The 16,848-nt window shown below is 65.5% G+C and carries 17 protein-coding genes, 1 tRNA gene and 1 pseudogene; 8 read left to right on the forward strand and 11 right to left on the reverse strand.

Going from position 1 to position 16,848, the window contains the following annotated elements; translation table 11 throughout:
* Positions 1–30 precede the first annotated feature (30 nt).
* Positions 31–1,614 carry a fatty acid--CoA ligase gene (locus CHC08_RS39035; protein ID WP_089212423.1) on the forward strand — a complete coding sequence of 528 codons (1,584 nt, stop codon included), beginning with the start codon at positions 31–33 and terminating at the stop codon, positions 1,612–1,614.
* A 219-nt stretch (positions 1,615–1,833) separates the two neighbouring features.
* Here CHC08_RS39035 and CHC08_RS39040 read toward each other — a convergent pair whose 3' ends face one another.
* On the reverse strand, positions 1,834–2,370 hold the full coding sequence (locus tag CHC08_RS39040; RefSeq protein WP_245878841.1) for a MarR family winged helix-turn-helix transcriptional regulator: 537 nt from the start codon (positions 2,368–2,370) through the stop codon (positions 1,834–1,836).
* Between the two features lie 101 nt (positions 2,371–2,471).
* Here CHC08_RS39040 and CHC08_RS39045 point away from each other — a divergent pair, with 101 nt between their 5' ends.
* Together CHC08_RS39045 and CHC08_RS39050 are read left to right on the forward strand one after the other, a co-directional pair.
* Positions 2,472–3,032: a YceI family protein gene (locus tag CHC08_RS39045; protein ID WP_179282469.1), complete on the forward strand. Its 561-nt coding sequence runs from the start codon at positions 2,472–2,474 to the stop codon at positions 3,030–3,032.
* Between the two features lie 268 nt (positions 3,033–3,300).
* A tRNA-Ser gene (locus CHC08_RS39050) sits at positions 3,301–3,389 on the forward strand.
* Between the two features lie 132 nt (positions 3,390–3,521).
* Here CHC08_RS39050 and CHC08_RS39055 read toward each other — a convergent pair.
* Together CHC08_RS39055 and CHC08_RS39060 are read right to left on the reverse strand one after the other, a co-directional pair.
* Positions 3,522–3,704 (reverse strand): hypothetical protein, encoded by a 183-nt coding sequence (locus tag CHC08_RS39055; protein ID WP_089212425.1) that lies wholly within the window; start codon positions 3,702–3,704, stop codon positions 3,522–3,524.
* A 101-nt stretch (positions 3,705–3,805) separates the two neighbouring features.
* Positions 3,806–4,150, reverse strand: coding sequence for a hypothetical protein (locus tag CHC08_RS39060; RefSeq protein ID WP_143653526.1), 345 nt, complete (start codon positions 4,148–4,150; stop codon positions 3,806–3,808).
* 375 nt (positions 4,151–4,525) lie between these two features.
* On the opposite strand from CHC08_RS39060, the pseudogene CHC08_RS53075 reads away from it, so the two are divergent.
* Positions 4,526–4,669: pseudogene (locus tag CHC08_RS53075) on the forward strand (hypothetical protein); the annotation flags it as partial.
* A 295-nt stretch (positions 4,670–4,964) separates the two neighbouring features.
* Positions 4,965–5,960, forward strand: a complete 996-nt coding sequence (locus CHC08_RS39070) for an NsdA family TPR-like regulatory protein (protein WP_143653527.1) — start codon at positions 4,965–4,967, stop codon at positions 5,958–5,960.
* On the opposite strand, the gene cutA is transcribed toward CHC08_RS39070, so the two are convergent.
* Positions 5,926–6,189 carry a divalent-cation tolerance protein CutA gene (gene cutA, locus CHC08_RS39075; RefSeq protein ID WP_245878842.1) on the reverse strand — a complete coding sequence of 88 codons (264 nt, stop codon included), beginning with the start codon at positions 6,187–6,189 and terminating at the stop codon, positions 5,926–5,928. The genes CHC08_RS39070 and cutA overlap by 35 nt on opposite strands.
* 223 nt (positions 6,190–6,412) lie before the next feature.
* On the opposite strand from cutA, the gene CHC08_RS39080 reads away from it, so the two are divergent.
* Positions 6,413–7,291 (forward strand): hypothetical protein, encoded by an 879-nt coding sequence (locus CHC08_RS39080; RefSeq protein ID WP_089212430.1) that lies wholly within the window; start codon positions 6,413–6,415, stop codon positions 7,289–7,291.
* Positions 7,292–7,521: 230 nt separating this feature from the next.
* Here CHC08_RS39080 and CHC08_RS39085 read toward each other — a convergent pair whose 3' ends face one another.
* Together CHC08_RS39085 and CHC08_RS39090 are read right to left on the reverse strand one after the other, a co-directional pair.
* The gene (locus CHC08_RS39085; RefSeq protein ID WP_089212431.1) at positions 7,522–8,064 is read right to left on the reverse strand and encodes a GNAT family N-acetyltransferase; all 543 of its coding nucleotides are present in this window, start codon (positions 8,062–8,064) and stop codon (positions 7,522–7,524) included.
* A 480-nt stretch (positions 8,065–8,544) separates the two neighbouring features.
* Positions 8,545–9,240, reverse strand: coding sequence for a DUF6188 family protein (locus CHC08_RS39090; RefSeq protein WP_089212432.1), 696 nt, complete (start codon positions 9,238–9,240; stop codon positions 8,545–8,547).
* A gap of 426 nt (positions 9,241–9,666) precedes the next feature.
* Between CHC08_RS39090 and CHC08_RS39095 the strand changes: the two genes are divergently transcribed.
* Positions 9,667–10,155: a hypothetical protein gene (locus CHC08_RS39095; protein ID WP_089212433.1), complete on the forward strand. Its 489-nt coding sequence runs from the start codon at positions 9,667–9,669 to the stop codon at positions 10,153–10,155.
* Positions 10,156–11,075: 920 nt separating this feature from the next.
* Here CHC08_RS39095 and CHC08_RS39100 read toward each other — a convergent pair.
* Complete coding sequence (locus tag CHC08_RS39100; RefSeq protein WP_089212434.1) at positions 11,076–11,561, reverse strand: nuclear transport factor 2 family protein; 486 nt, start codon at positions 11,559–11,561, stop codon at positions 11,076–11,078.
* 294 nt (positions 11,562–11,855) lie between these two features.
* On the opposite strand from CHC08_RS39100, the gene CHC08_RS39105 reads away from it, so the two are divergent.
* Positions 11,856–13,985 carry a transglycosylase domain-containing protein gene (locus CHC08_RS39105; RefSeq protein ID WP_338055727.1) on the forward strand — a complete coding sequence of 710 codons (2,130 nt, stop codon included), beginning with the start codon at positions 11,856–11,858 and terminating at the stop codon, positions 13,983–13,985.
* A gap of 295 nt (positions 13,986–14,280) precedes the next feature.
* On the opposite strand, the gene CHC08_RS39110 is transcribed toward CHC08_RS39105, so the two are convergent.
* The 4 genes from CHC08_RS39110 to CHC08_RS39125 form a co-directional block, all read right to left on the reverse strand.
* Positions 14,281–15,264: a phosphotransferase family protein gene (locus CHC08_RS39110; RefSeq protein WP_218825697.1), complete on the reverse strand. Its 984-nt coding sequence runs from the start codon at positions 15,262–15,264 to the stop codon at positions 14,281–14,283.
* Positions 15,265–15,308: 44 nt separating this feature from the next.
* Complete coding sequence (locus tag CHC08_RS39115) at positions 15,309–15,698, reverse strand: VOC family protein (protein ID WP_089212437.1); 390 nt, start codon at positions 15,696–15,698, stop codon at positions 15,309–15,311.
* Positions 15,695–15,982: an ArsR/SmtB family transcription factor gene (locus CHC08_RS39120; protein ID WP_089212438.1), complete on the reverse strand. Its 288-nt coding sequence runs from the start codon at positions 15,980–15,982 to the stop codon at positions 15,695–15,697. Before CHC08_RS39120 ends, CHC08_RS39115 begins: the two co-directional genes overlap by 4 nt.
* A 79-nt stretch (positions 15,983–16,061) precedes the next feature.
* Positions 16,062–16,811, reverse strand: coding sequence for a TetR/AcrR family transcriptional regulator (locus CHC08_RS39125; protein WP_089212439.1), 750 nt, complete (start codon positions 16,809–16,811; stop codon positions 16,062–16,064).
* Positions 16,812–16,848: the final 37 nt, after the last annotated feature.

Here is a 16,848-nt window from a genome sequence, read left to right on the forward strand (position 1 = left end):
TTTGCCCGGTAATCGAGTCAGACTCGATTGATGCGGAGCACGATGGGTGATTTCCCCCTCACGATCACTTCGATCATGCGGCACGTCACAGAACTCTTCCCCGATCGCGAGGTCGTCACCTACACCGGAGACGGATTCACGCGGCAGTCGTACGGAGAGTTGGTACGGGACGCCGCCCGTCTGGCGAACGCCCTGCGCGGGCTGGGGGTCACCGGTGACCAGCGCATCGCCACGTTCATGTGGAACAACGCCTCCCACCTGGCCGCCTACCTCGCCGTGCCGAGCATGGGCGCGGTGCTGCACACGCTCAACATCCGGCTCTATCCCGAGCAGTTGACATACATCGCCAACCACGCGGAGGACGACGTCCTGCTCGTGGACGCCACGCTGATACCGCTTCTCGCGCCGATCCTGCCCCAGCTCAAAACGGTCCGGCACGTGATAGTCGTCGGGGAGGGCTCGATCGACGGACCGCAGGTCCACGACTATCGGACGCTGCTCGACGCGGCGGACACCTCCTTCGACTGGCCCGAGCTGGACGAGGGCTCGGCCGCGGCCATGTGTTACACCAGCGGTACCACCGGCGGCCCCAAGGGCGTCGTCTACAGCCACCGCTCGGCCTACCTGCACTCGATGTCGGTCTGTACGGCCAACGCCATGGGCCTGACCGCCGGGGACCGGGTCCTGCCGATCGTGCCGATGTTCCACGCCAACGCCTGGGGCCTGCCGTACGCCTCCCTGATGGCCGGGGCGTCGCTGGTCATGCCCGACAGGTTCCTCCAGGCCGAGCACCTGGTACGGATCATCGCCGAGGAGCGCCCGACCGTGTCGGGGGCGGTCCCGACGCTCTGGAACGACATCCTCCGATACGCCCGGACGCATCCCACCGAGCTGGGCTCGCTGCGGCTGGTGGCCTGCGGCGGCTCCGCGGTCCCCGCGTCGCTGATGCGGGCGCTGCAGGAGGAGTTCGGCGTACGGATCGCGCACGCCTGGGGGATGACCGAGACCTCGCCGCTGGCCACCGTCGCCCCGCTGGAGGACCACTGGGACCTGCGGGTCACCCAGGGGCGGCTGCTGGCCGGGGTCGAGGGACGCATCGTGGGCGACGGCGACACGGTGCTGCCCGCCGACGGCGAGGCGGTGGGCGAGCTGGAGGTCCGCGGCCCGTGGGTCACCTCGGAGTACTACCTCGACCCCGACTCCGACCGGTTCCACGACGGCTGGCTGCGTACCGGCGACGTGGGCCGGCTGGACGCCGGATACGTGACGCTGACCGACCGGGCCAAGGACGTCATCAAGTCGGGCGGCGAGTGGATCTCATCGGTGGAGCTGGAGAACCTCCTGATGTCCCACCCGGCGGTCGTCGAGGCGGCGGTGATCGGCGTGCCCGACGAGCGGTGGGGGGAGCGGCCGCTCGCGTGCGTGGTCCTGGACGGCGTGGTCTCCGCCGCGGAGCTGAGGGAGTTCCTCGAGGACAAGGTGGCGAAGTGGCAGCTGCCGGATCAGTGGGCGTTTGTGGAGGAGGTCCCGAAGACCTCCGTGGGCAAGTTCGCCAAAAGGACACTGCGCGCGATGGCCGCGGAGGGGGAGCTCTCCGTCATCTGGACGAGATGAGATCCACCGGCCTGAGCGTCACTCGTCCACACGGGTAAGCCTCATCCGTTCACCGGTGTGAGCGTCACTCGTCCACAGGTGTGAGCGGCACCCGTTCGCCGGGTGAGCGTTGCTCCTCCACATGGGGTTGCTCCTCCACATGGGTAAGCGACACTTGTCCACAGGCGTGAGCATCATTCGTCCACGGGGGTGGGCATTACTCGTCCACCGGGGGGAGCATTACTCGGACGGAGTGAGATCCGCCGGTATGCGCTCTTCCGCCTCGTGGTCGCACGGTGTGCGCTGGGACGGGAATTCGGCGCCCGCCGTGGCGCAGGGCCGTACGGCGTCGCGAACGACCCTGAGGGTGTCCAGGAAGACAGAGAGCTGCTCGGGGGAGAGCAGGCCGGTGAACCACGTCTCGATGTCGTGAAGGTGCTGCGGGACCACGGCGCCGAGCCGGTCGGTGCCGAGCTCGGTGATGACCGCGTAGGAGGCCCGGCGGTCGGTGGGGCATGCCTGTCTTGTGACCAGCCCCTCACGTTCCAGCCGATCGACGACCCTCGTCATCCCGCTGGTGGACAGGCTCGTCTGTGCGGCCAGGTCGCTCATGCGCAGGCGACGTTCCGGCGAGCGTGCCAGCCGGATCAGCGTCTCGAAGTCGATGTCTGAAAGCCCCACCGCGAGGAAAGAGTGGTGCGTCTTCGCTGAGATGCCGGTGTAGACCTCGGCGAGGAGGCCCATGGCCGTCAGGCGCGAGTCATCAAAGGGGATCACGTTCACACTCTATCCCACAGTAGTTGACGTGAGGAATATTCCTCGTGTAGAAATCTGTTGTCGCAACCATCATCGCAGCAAGAATCTCTTCGGGAGTAGACATGACCACTCGGACCTGGGAAAACCTTCAGCTCCCCACCCCCGGCACCTTCACCTTTGACGTGGCCCACACCAGGATCGGTTTTGTCGCCAAGCACATGATGGTGAGCAAGGTCCGCGGTCACTTCGACGAGTTCACCGGCACCGTCACGGTCGCCGAGAACCCCCTCGAGTCCTCCGCCGAGCTCACGATCAAGGCCGCGAGCATCAACACCAGCTCTCCCGACCGTGACGGCCACCTGCGCAGCGACGACTTCCTCTCCGTCGACAAGTTCCCGGAGATCACCTTCCGCAGCACCAGCGTCGCGGGCCACTCCGGCGACGAGTTCGTTCTCGTGGGCGACCTCACCGTCCGTGACGTCACCAAGCAGGTCGAGCTCACCGTCGAGTACGGCGGCGCCGGCACCAACCCGTGGGGCCAGGAGCTCTGGGGTTTCTCCCTCACGACCGAGATCGACCGCGAGGCGTTCGGTCTGACCTGGAACCAGGCGCTGGAGACCGGCGGCGTCCTGGTCTCGAAGAAGATCAAGATCGAGGTCGAGGGCGAAGCCAACCGCGCCTAAGCTCCATGATCTGTACGGGCTCCTTCCTCGTCCGCGAGAAGGAGCCCTCGTTGTGCTCGCGTGTTGAGATTTAGTGTCTCGAATAGTAGGAATCCCCAGGGTTATCATCAGGCCTAGCTGGGAATTCCTTGCTCTGTCCACAGATGGGGAGCAAGTTATCCACCATCTGTGGATAACTTGGCGGCGATCGCCGTTCGCGACGCGAAGGCAAACCACTTTGCCGCCTCGCCGTAAGGCCGGTACGCTGTGCTGAGCCGCACGGCAACCAGGAGGCTTCGCCTAGTCAGGTCTATGGCGCCGCACTGCTAATGCGGTTTGGCAGCAATGCCATCGGGAGTTCAAATCTCCCAGCCTCCGCAGGTCAGAGGCCCTCTCCCAGATTCTGGGAGAGGGCCTTTTTGATCTTCAAGGTCGCCATAGTTGCAGTTCGAGTTGCAATGAGACACTCACTCGCGACACGGGCGACCGAGGCCTGCCGCGTCATCACCCCTATCGGGCCTCGCCGGAGAGCAAAGCCCTCCACACATCGCCTGCCTCCTGGATCGGCCAGCGATAGGTCTCGTGAACCTGCCGGTCGCCGTCGAGCTGGAGCGTGCGGCGGATGAAGGCCTGCCCTCCGGTCTGGCACAGCTCATACAGCGTGGCCCGGCAACGGCAGGTCCAAGTGATCACCCGTAGGCGCGTTACTCCTTGGTACGGCTCTCGCCAGACCAATCGCATGTGATCCCGCTGTGGCATCGCCACGTGCGGACTCAGGCAGTCACTCACCCCGATCACCGCGGATCCCCCGTCATTGGAACCGGCCGGGGATGCTTCTTCTGAAGCTCGGCGCAGCGATCGGCCACCCGACGCGCAGCCGTCACCGCATCATCCACAGGGCAGAAGACATACCGCCGCCGTCGAGCACGTCCGGACTGCTGGCCCGTCCACCAGCGAAACACCCGGCCATCGGTCCACACGACCAACTCGAACCAGGCGGACACCAGAGCCAGGCCGTACCCGTCGTGAACATCAGAAGTGATCTCCAGGGCGGCCAGTTCATCGCGTAGACGTCGCGCCGCGCTCACCGGCGTGATCACTGAGGTCTTCCTGGTGATCGGAACCTCATTCATGCTCATCGGGCCGCCACCTCGCCGGTGCCCGCCAGCCGAGGCACGTGAGCCCGGCCGGTCTTGCAACCTGATCGTCGATGCGACATTCGACACCTGCGCGGTCCCTGCGGATCCACCGCCGACCACGCCCGCAACGGGCCCCGCGATCTTCGTCCGTCGGCTCACCCTCGGAAGTCATGAATCAAGGGTCATCACCCGCACTTACGATGCCCATCCCGAGGCGGAATCCTTGCCCCGGATAGTCGATATCCCTTGACGGGATAACCCACAGTGGCAAGCGTTGTATATCCGGTAGTCGAGGAGTCGTAGGGGGTGCGCCATATGCCCGCAGAAGCGACTGAACCGGTCGTTACCCTGGTGGAGCTATGGCAACGCCCGGAAATGCTCGCGGCTCTTCGAAGCCGGAATATCGGCCACGTATTCCGGTTGATTCGCCAGTACACCGGGTTCAGTCAGACCCGTATCGGGGTGGCGGTGAATCTCAGCCAAGGCAAGGTCAGCGAGATCATGAAAGGGGCCGTGAAGGTCACCGCCTTCGACGTCTTCGAGCGCGTCGCCGATGGCCTGGACATGCCCAACTCCGCCCGAATGGCCCTGGGACTCGCCCCCATCCGCACCGCGCCACCCCGGGTGATCGCCACCTCCACTCATCCCGACGCGGTCATCCCGTCTCGGGATGGAACGCCAACAAGCTCCCTGCTTAACGTGGAGAGCGTTGTTGTTGTCGGCCCGCGCCAGCTCGATGACCCCTTGGGACGTCGACCTACCAACGCTGGCCTGGATCGTGGGAAGGCTGGACTCACACGTGGACCGTCGAACGATGCTTCTCCTCGCTGCCGGAATGACCGCCGAGGCCGCGGCCGCCATCACCGACCCCTGGGAGCGACTCTCCCGCGCCCTGACCGGACCTCAGGCACTGGACGACGACACCATCGAGCGTCTCGAAGCACGCACCATCGGTTTTCACCGCCTGGAGTATGTGCTCCCCGCCCGAGCCATCTATCAGGGACTCACCACCCATATCAACGAACTCAGCACCCTGCTCCAGAGCGGTCCGCCCGATCGCTTCCGTCGCCGTCTGGCCGCCACCGCCGGCGAAGCCGCCACCCTTGCCTCCTGGATCGCCTGGGATCTCAAACAGCCCAGGCAGTCCGCCTCCTTCGAGCGCGTCTCCGCCCTGGCCGCCAAGGAAAGCGGGCACCAGATCATCCAGGCGTGCACCCACGCCTACAAGTCGTACGCCGTCGAGGGTCGAGCTGCCTACGAAGCCGTACGCCAAGCCCAGCAGTTCCTCCCCGCCCAGGGCGACGACGCCACCCGCGCATGGCTTCTCAGCCGCGAAGCCGAAGAACTGGCAGCCCTCGGCGACCGCCGCGCCATCGAGGTGTTGCACCAGGCCGAAGAGGCATACGGCCGAGCCCGCCCGCACCGCGAACGCGCCTGGACCCGCTTCCTGGACCCCGGCCGGATGGCCGCCTTCCAGCTCTCCACCTATGTACGACTCGGCGACGAACACCACGTCATCGAAGCCGGACAGACCGCTCTGTCCGCGGTTGGCCAAGAGAGCGACCACAAGAAGGCGGCGATCATCTACGCCGACATCGCCCAGGCTCAACTCCAGATCGGCGACATTGCCGAAGGAGTGACCTACGCTCGCCGCGCCCTGGAATCCGCCCAGCGCAGCGAATCCACCTGGGGAATCCAGCACCTCGCCACGGTGGAGAAAGCTCTGGCCCCGCACACCGACCACACCGTTCGCGAGCTTCTCGGCGACATCGCCGCTACGCGCCGGAACGAGGGGCCGTCTCCCGCCTGATCCACTCCAGGTAGTCAGCCGTGCCGGCCACGAGTGCGACGGCGACGATCTGTGGCACCTCATAGGAGTGCAGCTCCCGCACACACCGAGCCAGATCCTCGAACCGTTCGGTGGTGGTCGTCATCAGCAACAGCCACTCGCCAGAGCGCTGGACCTCCCCGGCCCACCAGTAGGTGGACTCGATCGGCGCGACGATTTGTGCCCCCGCGGCCAGTCGGCGCTCCACCACTGCCGAACAAATCCGCCTCGCCTCCTCATCGCTGCTTGCGGTAACACGGACTTCAATGTGTTCGTGCATCAGGTCTCCGTAGTAGTGGCATGAATAGTCGCCAAGCCTGCCGGAAGTATCGGCGCCAAGCCGTACGGTGCGACTCACTTGCTGGGCAGGCGGACCGTAGTGCCCCTCTGACACGCCTTGACCGGAACTCGAAAAGATCGACATAGTCGGGTGAATGGAACCTGAGGAGTTGGCCTTCGGCGGTGACGACCCTGGTTACGGGCCGGGGCTCGGCCCCTGGGTGGCGGCGCATACCAAGCTGCTGGCCGTCTGCGCCGCGGTGCTGGTGGTGTTCGGTCTGGCCGGGGCCGGCGGCTGGTATCTCTATGAGCGGTCCTGGCTACCCCAGCCCCCGCCGGATGTCGCGCTGTCCCCGTCCCTCGAATTCGCGGTGGCCATGTGCGGATGCCCCGGCCTGACCTCGGCGACCGTTGAGCAACGGCAGGAGGCCGAGGCCATGCTCCGGGCGTTGCCCCAGGTGACCTCGGTTGAGGTGCGAAGCGGCCGAGAGCTGGACGACCAGCGGTGGAGAGGGTACGCCCGAATCGGGGACACCAGGCAAGCAGAGAGTTCGAGCCTGTCCGGCGACGTTCTACAGGGCATGCTCCGTCGCGCCGAGGATTTCCCCGCCGTGGCCGAGAAGATGAGATCGATGCCGAGGGTCTCCACTGTGTGGCGGCCGGGGGTCAGCTTCTGGGCTGGCAGGGCTGAGGCCCAGATCTCTCTGTGCGGGAAAGACCCCATCTCCCAGGTCACATCCGAGTGCCAACGGACCAAGCGCGGAGGAGCGACGGGGATGGTCACCGAGAAGGAGAAGGCCGCGATCGTCGCTCGGCTGCGGGACCTGCCCGGAGTGGAGACGATTTACTTCCAAGACCCCGGCCATTACCTGAAACTCGCGAAGCTCTCCGATCCAAAATCCGAGCTGGATGAGACCTACCCGGGTTCCTTCTACGTCAAGTTCTCCGACCCGGCTCTCGCCCGCACGATCGCCCCCGCTATCGGACCAATGCCCGGCGTTCTGGCGGTGGACCCGGTCTTGTCGAAGGACTGACGGACCGGGGTATGGAGTTTTGCCGAATTGTTCTTATGAGGTATCAAGCGGCGGCGCGCCGCGCCGCCGTACCCGGCCCTCTGCCGCCCGCCGGCCGGGCGTGCGGCGTGGCCGCCGGTCCCGGCCGGCGGCGCCCCGGGCCGTGGCCGCACCGCGCGCCCGCCGTACCAAGCGAACTCGGCGATGCCAGCGACGCGCCGCCGCAGCACGTTGCTCAGTCGACAACATAGTCAGAGCGTGAGCATCATCAGGATTTCGTCGCGATCGTCACCAGGCATAAGCCGCAGTGCGCCGGGCCATCGGCCTATTTCTTTCCAGCCCAACCGTCCGTAGAAATCTTCAAGCCCCATGCCACCTCGCGCGGCAAGGTGAAGCTGTTCCAGTCCCATCTCTTCACGAGCCACATCGCCCAAACGATGCATCAACGCGGCGCCGATGCCCCTGCCGCGGAAACCGGTGTGTGTTTGGACGTGGTGGACCGTACCCCAGTGCGTAATGAGTGGATTGACATCCCGGCGCACATTCAGCCAGCCGGCCAGCGTCTCATCGACGAAGGCCAGAAGGAGTCGGCTGCGTTGCGAGTCCAGACCCGCGATGAGCTGATCGGTCACCAAAGCCACCTGGTCGAAGCTGACCGGAGGAAAAGGGAAGCCGGCCGCGCCCCCGGCATTGCTGACCGTGATCCAGCACTCGATCAGCTCCCGTCGCAGGTCGGGGGACATCTCGTGCTGGTCGGTGATTTGCTGGAACACTGACACACGTTCATCCATCATGACGACACCCTTCCAGACGCCTCCGACAGGCTCAGCAAGAGAAGGTCGCCTCCGGCGGGGGCACTTCGGCTCCGAGATGATCGACGTTGCACACCTGGAGAGCCGTAGATGGCTGAGGTGGGGCCTGATCGTCCCGCCTGCCGCGTCCCAGGCAAGCCCAACAGCTCGACTCCTCCGGATCAAGGCCGTCTGTGACCGTTGGCATCCCATGGCCGAGGAACGCCTACCGGTTGACGTACACGCGAAGACGGCCTTGATCCTCCGTCCCCGGGCTGTTGCCCCTCCGGGGTGGGACGAGGCAGACGGGACGATCAGGCGGGGAGAGGTGCGCGTTCGCACGGAGTTCTCCGGCCGTGCCCGTCAGGAGGGTGAACAAGGGGGGAATCACGGAGACTCACGGATACAGCGAAACCGTCTCTGAGCTGGGGCGCAGCAGCTCAGAGGGTTGCGTACCGAGATCTTCCAAACTGGCTCCTCCAATCATCGAAAAATCGAAAGCCCACCGCCCGGCAGGCAGACGAAGCGCAAATCGTCAGGACCGCAGGTGCTCCACGCCTCGTATTGAGAATCGGGTTTCACGTTCAGGTGTGTCCCGGTGTCGAAGACCAGCCGCAGCGCACCGGACTTGAAGGCAATCGATGACACGATCGTCGCGCCGAAGAGCGCCAGGGTCGGCGCCACCTCCTGGCGCTCAGGGGCCAGCTGGACCGGTTCCGCATCGGGAGCGCTCAGTGGGCCGCTGGTGAGCGTCGCCGTGGACTCGACGTTCACCTGAGCGCCACCGTCGAGAAGCAACGTCAACTGATAACTCACCCGGACTTGGACCACCTGCATCCCTCGGTAGGGCAGAAGCCAACGGTCCTCTAGCTCAGCCAGATCTGCCGGTGTGGTCACAATGCCGTCTGAGCGCATGACCGCTTCCCGGATCATCGAGTCAGCAGCCGCATGATCCTTCCTGCAGCGGTTCACCGAGATCACCATCCGAAGCGTCTCGTCGCCGTGCGGAAGTACATAGGCGAGGACTTTGTACTCCTGGCCATCCTCGCCGGTGACGTTCTCCCAGTCCTTGTCACCGTTCTCTTCCATCACGGCAAGTTCGTCGTAGCGTGCAACACGTCGCCACCGGTCCAGGTGCTCCTCCGCGATCCCCGCCGCGACCTTCTCGTTCAGCTTCACCGGATCATCCTGCCGCTCGTGCCATTGGCGTGCCATTAGACGGGGTGACGAGGGGTCACCCACGGTCACTCACGACCGGCCGAACGCCCAGCTCAGCCGCTCTACGAGGCGCGATCCATACACTTCCCAAGCTGACAGTGCCGGTTCACGCTGCCTTGGACCTGGAGACACATGGCACAGGCTCCGGGAGAGTGCCGAAACATCCTGTCACGTGCTTGCGGTGGGCATGTGGTCACACCGCGACGTCGTCGACTACCAACGGGGGTTCTGAGGTGATCTCCACCGTCCGAAAACTCGGGGCCCCTCAGTCTCAGTTTCCGTCTCAGTTGAGGTCCTGAACGGCACCCAGATCGGTACCCAGATCGGCACCCAGATAGGCGCTCAAACAGGAGGCGCAACCGCGGCGGCTGTGATCAACTGTCCCTTATGGAAGCCGTCATAGCGGGGCTCATTGCGATCGGGGGAACCTTGTTAGGTTCGCTCGTCACATACATCTTCCAGCAGAGAGCCGCTCAGCGGGCCGAACAGTTCACGATCTCAGCTCGCCTTCGCGAGGAACGTATGGCCGTCTACAGCGGTTTCGCCGGTACTGTCCTTGAGTTCCGAACTGCGCAGTACAACCGGACCCTCCGCGCCTTTGAGAGCAAGAGCAGCACGGCCTATGACGAGGCCAAGACGACGTCCTACACACTTCGTGCGTCTGCCTGGCATTCGCTCTATCGCGTCCGGCTTCTTGCCGACGACCCCGAAATCACGCGGCTGGCAGAGGACGCCATGGCCATCGTCGCCGACATGCACGATGCCAACGACAAAGCCGCCCTGACCCAACGAGGCGACGACGTGCGTTGCGCCGTCGAGGCGTTCATTTCCGCAGCATCAGCCGAGGTCACGACAGCAAGACCGTTGCCGAAGTAAGCGGGCCGACCAGAACGGCATGCTTCTCCGGCCATCTGACGTCAACGGTGCCGGGTACCCAGCCGAGTTGCGAACCGTCCAAACCTTCCTGCAGACGACCACGTCGCGGAAGAACGCGGCGGCCTGAGATCCGCTCTGACTCATGAGACGACGGTACTGGCCGCCCAGCTCCCCATCCGGCGCAGGTCGCTCGCATCGTCCTCCCATCGCCGTGAGGCTGTCGGCGCATACTTGGGAGCCACCGGAGCGGACGACGCCGGATCGAGCCGTACGGGTCTGAACGGCCGTGGTGTCGACGACCAGCGCCACGAACTGATTCGGACGCCGCTGGAGATCATTTGGGAACCTACGGATCAGAAGGTCAGGCCGTGCCACTCGCACGCCAGTACGGACGGGCAATCAGAAGGAATCACGGGGACTCACGGAGAGAGCGTCACCCGCTCTGACCTGGAGCGCCGCACGTCAGCGGATCGCGTACCGAAGTCTTCCAAACTGGCTACGCGGGTTCGAGGTCCATTCCACCCGCCATCGACCCAGGCAAGCCCAGCAGCCCGGCTGTGACCGTTGGCGTCCAAGCACCGTGGAAGGTGCACAGGCGCAGGGACACGTCAAGCCGGACTTGCACCTCCGTCGTCGGCCCGCTGCCGCTTCGCGGTCGGGGTCGATGGCAGACGGCATCCGCCGCTTCTCGTGTCGGATCGCCAGACGGATCGCCCAGTAGATGAGGAAGAACAGCAACACGGCCGGAACGCACCAGACCGCCAACACCAACAGAATCTCGGAGGCGGCGTCGGGCTGGTCGAAGATGGCGCGAACCAAGGTTGCGGTGAGCGGCTGCGCCGAGCGAGGCACGACCTCGGCCAGTGTCTGGTTCGGCCGCAGACCAAGCACGCGATCCCGCGATCACCAGCAACTGTCTTTCAGCGGTCGACGTCGCTCGATGGGCGCAGCGCGGCCAGGAGGCTTTCGAGCTGGCCCCATGCCCGTGCGCTGGCAATGTGATCGATGTAATCGCGAGACTCGACGATGAGCCCGTCGCGAATACGGAGAACGAAGACACAGGGCACGGTGAACGCCTCTCCTGTCTCGTCCACGTGCCCCTGGTAAGCGAACTCGGCGACGATCACCTCCGGATCAGCGGTGTCGTGGATGATGATGTTGACCGGCTTACGGTTCAGCGTCCGGGCAAACGGCGGCGGCGCGGTGAAGTGCTCGTGCAGTTCACTGCGGCTCAGCAGCGGCGGCGGGTTGAGCGGGTGAAACGGGTGGGTGACATGGGTCTGTTCGGCATAGAGGTCGGCCAAATTTTCGTACGGCCCTTCGCAGACCCCATTCACCAGGCGAAGAAACACGTCCCGCGGACTACGGTGACCATCGCCGCCGTCCGGATCGGCTCGGGAATCCATGGATCTCACCTTATCGATTTCCACCTCGACGGCTACCCGTACCGGCGCTTCTTGCCCGTGCCCGTCGCGTGCCCGTCAGCACGGTGACTCACGGCAAGCCACGGAAAGCCGTTGGATGGTGAGGTACCTGCAAGGCAGATGCGAACGTCTTCGACCCCGGGTGACGGCGACCCGGAAGCGGACACTTGCTCATACGACCGTACGAAGCATTCCGTGCTTTCGGAATAATCTTGGCGCATGCCAAATCGGGGGTTAAATCGGACAGGACTGGGAAAGGGCATCGCTCTTCTCCTCGTGATCGCTGTCGCGGCGGGCGTACTGGTGGCGGGCATCTGGCTACCGGCGGTCGGCGGCATCGGGCTCGGAGTGGTGGCCCTCACCGACGAACTTGATCTCAAGGCCAAGGATTTGGAGGAACCTCCGCTTGCCCAGAAGTCGACCGTGCTCGACGCGAATGGCAAGCAGATCGCGCAGTTCTACGACACGTACCGTGTGGTCGTGCCGCTGGACAAGGTCTCCAAGATCATGCAAGACGCGATCATCTCGATCGAGGACTACCGGTTCTACCAGCATGGGCCGATCGACATCGAGGGAACGATCCGCGCGCTGGCCAAGAACCTGCAGGCCGGCGGGGTGAGTCAGGGCGGTTCCAGCATCACCCAGCAGTACGTCAAGCAGGTGCAGCTGAACAAGGCCGAGAGCAAGGCGGAGCAGGACAAGGCGCTGGAGGCCAACTACGCGCGCAAGCTCAACGAGCTGCGGTACGCGATGGGCATGGAGCAGAAGTACTCCAAGGACGAGATCCTCGCGAAGTATCTCAACATCGCCTACTTCGGCGCCGGGGCCAACGGTATCGAGGCAGCAGCCAAGCAGTTCTTCGGCGTCTCGGCCTCCGACCTCGACCTCGCCCAGGCAGCGACCCTGGCCGGGGCCGTACAGGACCCCAATGCGACCTCTCCCAGTGCGGGCAGGAAGGCCAGGGAGCGCCTGTTGGCCAGGCGCGACGTGGTGATCGGCCGAATGCTGGAGCTGAAGAAGATCACGCCCGCGCTGGCCGCGGAGGCCAAGGCCAAGCCGCTGGGTTACAAGAGCACCAAGGTGCTCAGGGGCGGGTGTGGCACGAGCCCTTACCCGTTCTTCTGCATGTACGTGCGCGAGGACATCCTCACCAACCCGGCCTTCAAGGCGTTCGGCAAGACGCGGGACGCCCGCGAGAAGTACCTCGACAACGCCGGTCTCACCATCAAGACGACGATCAACCCGACGATGCAGGAGGCCGCGGAAAAGGCGATCAGGGCGAAGGTGTACCCCACCGACTACCCGGTCGCCTCCCAGGCCCTGGTCGAACCGGGCACCGGAGAGATCAAGGCGCTCGCGACGAGCAGGAAGTTCGGGGACAACAAGCGCAAGAAGCAGACCTCTGTCAACTTCGTCGCCGACAGGGCCCACGGCGGCGCCACCGGTTTTCAGGCCGGCTCGACATTCAAGGTGTTCACGCTGCTGACCGCCCTGGATAAGGGCTACAAGATCAACGACGGGTTCAACGCCCCCGGCGGCTACCGGGCGCCTGGATACTCGTCGTTCAAGGACTGCAAGGGCGGCACCCGCGGAGATCCCACCCACACCGTCACCAACGACGAGGGCGACGCCGGTTTCCTGACCCTGCGCACCGGCACCGAGCAGTCGGTCAACACGTTCTTCATGACGCTGGAGCAGCGCGTCGGCCTGTGCGACGTGGTCACGACGGCCAAGGCGCTGGGCATCAAGCGTTCGGACGGCCTGCCGCTGCAGGAGGTCGAAAGCTTCACGCTCGGCGTCAACGAGATGGACCCGGTCACTGTGGCCACCGCCTACGCAGCCATCGCGGCGCGGGGCAAGTACTGCGCGCCGATGGCCGTCACCTCGATCACTGACCGCGAGGGCAAGACCACCACCTACGAGCCCAAATGCCGCCAGGCCATCGACGAGGGCGTTGCCGACGCCGCGACGGACATCATGTCGGGGGTCTTCACCCGGGGCACGATGAGCCACGTCGGAGGCATCGGCCGCCCCGCGGCCGGCAAGACCGGAACCGCCGACAACTCCTACACTGCCTGGTTCGGCGGGTTCACCCCCGACCTCGCCGGCGCGGTCAGCCTCGGCGACCCCCGCGGCCCGATCGATCACCCGCTTAGGGGGGTGACCATTGGCGGCCAGGGCTACTCCACGGTCTTCGGAGCCGACATCTCTGGGCGGATCTGGAAGGCCACCATGCTCGACGCACTGAAGGGCATCAAGAAGACCCCCTTCCACCCCGTGGACAGCTCCCGGTTCGGCGGCTGCAACAGCTGCGCGCCCAAGAAGCCCGAGCGCGACGAGCGCGACGAGGGTGACGCCGAGGTCGTGGACCTCGGCGACGAGCCCGGCCAAGGCGACGGCTTTTGACGGGTCCCTCGTGGATCTCCCTACGACTCCGGCGAGGGCGCTCGACTCCGGAATGATCGTCAGTACGCGGCCACAGGGCCGTATTTGGCTGAGGTGGGCCTGATCAAGGCATGCGTGACACGCAGCTCGAACCCTGCACGGGTTGCAGTTCACCGCCGTACCAGCTCGTTCCACCTGGACCACCGAGGTGCATTGGTCCAGGTGGAACCGTCCTGAACGGTCATGCCCCGTGCTGCCAATGCGGTTTGGCAGCAATGCCATCGGGAGTTCGAGTCTCCCAGCCTCCGCAGTGACGTCAGCCGTAACGGTTGAAGAGCTCCTGGAGGTAGTCCTCCAGCCGGGAGGTGAGCAGCGTGGAGGTCAGATCAATGCGTCCGAGCTCGTGCCAGGGGCCGGCGACCTTTTCGGCATCTGGCGCGAAGGCCAGGGCGTCCAATATCCGCCAGTACAGGTGGGCGGCGGGATCGGCGGTCAGCCGGCCGCCGGCGGCGACGTACCGATCGGCGAAGAGCATCCCGGCAGAGGCGCCGTGGAGGAGTGTCAGTGCCGTGGAGCAGTGGGCCACGTCCAAGTCCGCCGGCCCCCAGGAGGTCTCCACCCAGTCGACGATGCCGCTGATCCGTAGGTCGTCGCCGTCTTCGGCGAAGAGCACGTTGCCGGGGTGGAAGTCCCGATGCAGGAAGCAGGCGCGGTAGTCCGGAGGGTCACGGCGAATGACGTCCACGGCACGATGCCACAGCTCGGGACGGTGGGTGACCTCGGGTATACGGACGCGCTCGGGTGAGGTCCACGCCTGGTAGGAGCGCGGGCGGGTCCGCTCGGTCACCTGCACCTGGTGGATGAGCACCAGCTGTCGAGCCAGGAGGTCGGCGCGCCGTTCGGCTCCGTCCTCATCCAGCCGCACGCTGCCGGGGAGCAGGGACATCAGCAGGGAGGGGTGGTCGCAGTGCTGAGCGGTCGCGTCGACGGCGTGGAGCGTGGCCGCCGACACGTCCGTACCGCGGAGCAGGGTCAGGATGTCCGCCTCGCGAGTGAGCAGTCCTTCGGCATGCTGCCGGAAGAACGGCTTGACGAAGGACCGCAGGACAAGTGAGCGTTCGCCGCGTGGCCCGGTGATGTGCAGACGCCGCATCTCCGACGTCCATCCGCCGCGCAACCGCTCGACATGCTCAACCCGGTCCCCCTCGGGCAGACCCTTCTCCACCCAGGTACGCGTGGCGCCCCAGCTCTGATCATCGATGCCTACTTCGATCGGATCCTTATCCCTGTCCCCAGTCACGCGGGCAGCGTACCGATCAACCCTCGCCCGATCATGACAAAGGACTACGAGGCCAGGGTCACGATCTGGATCAGGTTCCCGCAGGTGTCGTCGAAGACCGCCATGGTCACCGGCCCTGCCTCCATCGGTTCCTGCGTGAACGTCACCCCCAGCCCGCGCAGCCGCTCGTGCTCCGCCTGCACGTCCGTGACCTGGAACGAGGCGGCCGGAATGCCGTCGGCGACCAGCGCCTCCTTGTACGGCTTGACCGCGGGGTGCCCGTCCGGCTCCAGCAACAGCTCCGTGCCCTTGGGGTCCTCCGGTGAGACGACCGTCAGCCACCGGGCCTCGCCCAGCGGGATGTCGTGCTTCACGGTGAAGCCGAGCACCTCGGTGTAGAAGTCGAGGGCCTTCTGCTGGTCGTCCACGAACACGCTGGTGACGTAGATCTTCACGGTGCCTGTCCTTTCCTGGTCACCGGCCACCGCTCGAAGATGGCGGCCAGGGGGGTGGTGTCGAGGTGGTGGAACTTGTACCGCCCCTGCTTGCGCGTCGTGATCAGCCCGGCCTCCTCCAGCACCGCCAGATGCTGGGATACGGCCTGCCGGGTCAGGCTCAGCTGATGTCGGCTCGTCAGGCGGACACAGATCTCGAACAGGGTCTGGTCGTCGCGCTCGGTCAGCTCGTCAAGGATGGTTCGCCGGGTGGGATCGGCGAGGGCCTTGAAGACATCGCCCATGCGGGTGAGGATAGGCAAGCCGTCACTTGCCTGTCAATCCTCCATGTCGCACGCTGAGGTAGAAGTCGGGGCTTCGGTACTACCCCTGCCTGGCGGTCCTGCGCTCGATGAACGCGGCCACGCCGTCCAGGTACAGGCCCAGCACGAACTCCCCCTCGGCCTCCTCGTCGTAGGGGATCTCGCCCTCGAAGACGCCGGCGACGACCACCTTGCTCAGCGCGGGAAACCGCTTTGCGTCCACCACCTGCGTGAGGGCCATGCCGTACTGGCGGCCGAAGGCATCGGGGTTCTCCGCGTAGCCCTTGGCCAGGTCGACGCTCAGCCGGAGCTCGCCGTGCACGAAGGTCAGCAGGCCCATCACGACGCCGACCTTGTCCTCCTCGGTGAGACCGGTGTCGCCCAACGCGTGCAGCGCACGGTCGAACCACCAGAGGTTGTTGGGCCCTATCGGTGGACCGCTGATCGGGATCTGCGCGGACCACGAGTGCCGTCGCAGCACCTGCAGCACGCCCCGTGCCCACAGCGTCAGCCCGGTCCGCCAGTCCACGCCGTCCGGCAGGTCCGGCGGTCCGTCCAGGGCCGCGTCCGACATCAGCAGGAGCAGCTCGTCCTTGCTCTTCACGTAGCGGTACAGCGCCATCGTGGAGTTGCCGAGCTGGGCGGCGACCCTGGCCATCGACACCGCGGCCAGCCCTTCCGCGTCCGCCACCTCGATCGCGGCCCGCGTGATGTCGGCGACCGTGAGGGACGGTTTGCGCCCCCGCCGCACCGTCTCGCGCAACCCCCAGAGCAGGGTCACCTCGGCGGGCAGGTCGATCTCGTCGGTCATCCGGTCCCTCTCATCACGAACACGAACACAGTCTAGG

Source organism: Streptosporangium subroseum (assembly GCF_900188345.1).
Classification (GTDB): Bacteria; Actinomycetota; Actinomycetes; order Streptosporangiales; family Streptosporangiaceae; genus Streptosporangium; species Streptosporangium subroseum.